Source organism: Promicromonospora kroppenstedtii DSM 19349 (genome assembly GCF_000515355.1).
GTDB lineage: Bacteria > Actinomycetota > Actinomycetes > Actinomycetales > Cellulomonadaceae > Promicromonospora > Promicromonospora kroppenstedtii.
On the sequence record NZ_KI911743.1, the window covers coordinates 1 to 3,311 of the forward strand.

A 3,311-nucleotide genomic window follows, 5' to 3' on the forward strand; every position below is an offset into this window, starting at 1 on the left:
CGAGCTCGACACGGAGTGCGAGTGGCTGCTCTCCAGCGGCGCGCTGCCCGCCGAGGTGGTGCGGCGCAACCGCGAGATCGCGGAGGCGGCGCTCCGGCCGTGGACCCCCGCGTTCATCCACGGCGACCTGCAGATCACCCATGTGTTCGTCGACGGCGACGAGGTCACCGGCGTCATCGACTGGTCCGAGGCGGCCCCCGGCGACGCCATGTTCGACCTCGCCATCCTGACGCTCGGACACGAGGAGCGTCTCGACGACCTCCTCGCCGGCTACGGCGACGACGTGGACCGGGACGTGATCCGTGCCTGGTGGTCGCTGCGCAGCCTGACGGCGTCGCGCTGGCTGATCGAGCACGGCTTCGACCCGGACGCACCGGGTTGTGAGTTCGACGTGCTCCGGTCCCGGATGGAGGACCCCGAGGGTCGGTAGCCTGTCCGGGTGCTGATCGAGCGACTGAGCGTCAGGCCCGCCCAGGTCGAGCGGGGCGTGTGGCCGTGGACCGTGCCGGCCGTCGCTGAGATCGCGGCCCGCGGTGTGCGACTGACCAGCGGCATCGTCGTCCTGATGGGGGCCAACGGGTCCGGCAAGTCCACCGTGCTCGAGGCGATCGCGGAGCAGTACGGGATCGACGTCCGCGGCGGCCACGGGGGCCGTAGGTACGCGAGCGAGCTGGAGCCGAGCCCGCTGGGCGAGGCGCTCGTGCTGGACCGGTCGATCGCCGGGGCCCGGATGCTCCGGCAGAAGGCGAAGGGCTTCTACCTGCGCGCCGAGACCGCCGCCGGGATGCTGGAGTTCATGACCGGCGCCGGGGTGAGCGGCTACGGTGACCGGCTCTCGACGGAGGTCAGCCACGGCGAGTCCTACCTCCAGGCGATCTCCGGCAGGTTCGCCGGCCCCGGCCTCTACCTGCTCGACGAGGCCGAGGGGCCGCTGTCGTTCGAGTCGACCCTCCAGCTGCTGTACCGGCTGCAGGACCTCGTGGCCGACCACGACGCGCAGGTCATCTACGCGACGCACTCCCCGCTGGTCGCGGCGATCCCCGGCGCGCAGATCCTGGAGATGACCGACGACGGCATCGCCGAGCGCACGTGGTCCGAGCTGGAGTCGGTCGCACTCTGGAAGAGGTTCCTGGGGCGCCCGGACATGTTCTTCGACGCCGAGTGACGGACGGCTTCTCCGACGCCGAGTGACGGACGGCGCCCTCACAGCTCCCTGGTGAGGAACAGCGAGTCCCCGTGGACGGCGTCCGGCTCGACGCGCCCCGACTCGGTGAACCCGACCTTCGCCAGCACGCGCAGCGAGGCGTCGTTCCAGGCCCGGACCGTGGCCCACAGCCGCTCGTAGCCCGACTCCTGCGCCCAGCCGAGCACCGCCCACGCGGCCTCGGTCGCGTACCCGTGACCCCAGGCCCGGCGCAGCAGCTCGAACGCGAGCTCGGGTTCGTCGTCCGGCACCTGGGAGCCGGCGATCAGGCCGCAGTAGCCGATCACGTCCCCCGAGCCCTTCAGCTCCAGCACCGGCAGCCCGAGCGTCGACGGCTCGGCGGCGTCCTCGATCCACCGGGCGACGTCCTCGACCGTCGGCCGGCCGTCGGCGCCGATCCGGCGGTGCGGGGGCACGCGCGGGTCGCGCTCGGTCCACATCTCGTGCTGGACGGCGGCCTCGGACACGCGCCAGGGCCGCAGCAGCAGGCGTTCGGTCTCGAGCAGGAACATGCTGCCGACACTATCGGGCACCTCGGACCGACCCCTGACCACTCCGACCCCTGACCACTCCGGCGCCCGAGCACTCCAACCTCCGAGCACTCCAACCTCCGAGCACTCCAACCTCCGAGCACTCCAACCTCCGAGCACTCCAACCTCCGAGCAATCCGACGAGCAATGCATTCAGTCCGATATATCCAGACCGATGTATGCGTTTGCGCCAAACGTCGGTTTGGCAGTTTGGGGTTCTTTGGCCCGGCGTTATGGTCGCCAGCGACGGCGCGTCTGCGCCGCCGAGGTCGCGGTCCTCGCGCGGCCGGAGTGCAGGGGGCACACACGTGAGTTTCTTCAGGAGCGGTGTTCGTCGTGGCCGCGTCGTGGCGGCCGCAGGCGCTGTCGCCGGGCTGGCCGGGATGGCCACGCTCGCCGGGCTGGGTGTCCCGGGCGTGATCACCGCGCAGGCCGCGGTCTCGACGTACAACCCGTTCGACGTGAACAGCGACTTCACGATCCTCACGACCGGGAACGCCCACCTGGGGAACGCCGAGCTGGAGGGCTCCGTCGCCGCCTTCGGCAGCATCTCGTCGGACGACCCGAACGGATACGACGTGCTCCACCAGTCGGCGGGCCGCGCCGACTACACCGTGCCCCTGGTCGACGGCGCCCCGGTGCGGATCCTCGCCGGCACCTTCACCGGCACAGGCTCCTTCGACATCTCGAACCGCGACGACTCCGGGACCGTCGCCACCTCCGGCCCCGAGGCGAACGCGCTCGCCAAGCTCGCGGACACCACGGGGCTCACCGCCCAGGTGCGCGGCGGCGGCGTCGGCAACAACGCGGGCGGCGACTTTCCCCGCGTGACCAACCCGCAGGGCGGGTTCCTCGACCTCAAGGCCGCGCCGTACGCCGACTTCGCCGTCTCGGACCTGCAGACCGACCAGGCCACGGTCGCGGGCTACTTCCCTGACCTCGAGGCTGACGTCGAGCGGACGGACGAGTGCCTTGCCTCGATGTACGGCAACCCCGAACTGTCCAACACCGTGACGGTCGAGGAGGAGGGTGGGCTCGTCTACGTCTCCGGCTTCGCCACCACGATGCCCAACGTCATCGACTACGCGGACATCGCCGGCGCGACCGTCAAGATGGACCGCGCCGACGGCTACGTGCCGACGGCGCAGGCGCCGCTCGTGATCCGGGTGCCCGAGGGCACCACCACGATCGGGCCGCTCGACTTCGAGGGCTGGTCCGCCGGCGGCGGCGAACAGCAGGACTACGCGCGCTACATCATGCTCGACCTGTCCGCCGTGACCGGGACCGTCACCGTGGACGGGCTGGAGCTGGGCGCGATCTGGGCGCCGAACGCCACGGTCGAGTTCGCCTCCGGGATCACGACCAACGGCCAGTGGTTCGCCGACGGCGTCACCACCACGGGCGGCGGGGAGATCCACCACCACACGTTCGGTGGCCTGCTCCTGTGCGACGACGAGGAGCCCGGCCCGAGCCCCAGCCCCTCCCCGTCGTCCAGCACCCCCGGGCCGTCCCCGAGCCCCAGCCCCAGCAGCCCCAGCCCAAGCCCCTCGCCGTCGGGCACCCCGTCGCCGAGCACC

At 71.5% G+C, this 3,311-nt stretch carries 4 protein-coding genes; 3 read left to right on the forward strand and 1 reads right to left on the reverse strand.

The window, feature by feature from the left end; translation table 11 throughout:
• Both PROKR_RS23920 and PROKR_RS23925 read left to right on the forward strand, forming a co-directional pair.
• A partial coding sequence (locus tag PROKR_RS23920; RefSeq protein ID WP_036968618.1) for a phosphotransferase occupies window positions 1-430 on the forward strand: 430 nt, incomplete at its 5' end.
• 9 nt (window positions 431-439) lie between these two features.
• Window positions 440-1,165, forward strand: a complete 726-nt coding sequence (locus PROKR_RS23925; protein ID WP_051433300.1) for an AAA family ATPase — start codon at window positions 440-442, stop codon at window positions 1,163-1,165.
• Between the two features lie 38 nt (window positions 1,166-1,203).
• Here PROKR_RS23925 and PROKR_RS23930 read toward each other — a convergent pair whose 3' ends face one another.
• Window positions 1,204-1,716, reverse strand: a complete 513-nt coding sequence (locus PROKR_RS23930; RefSeq protein ID WP_036968620.1) for a GNAT family N-acetyltransferase — start codon at window positions 1,714-1,716, stop codon at window positions 1,204-1,206.
• A gap of 326 nt (window positions 1,717-2,042) precedes the next feature.
• Between PROKR_RS23930 and PROKR_RS23935 the strand changes: the two genes are divergently transcribed.
• The coding region (locus PROKR_RS23935) for a collagen-binding domain-containing protein (protein WP_169736543.1) at window positions 2,043-3,311 on the forward strand (1,269 nt) is incomplete at its 3' end.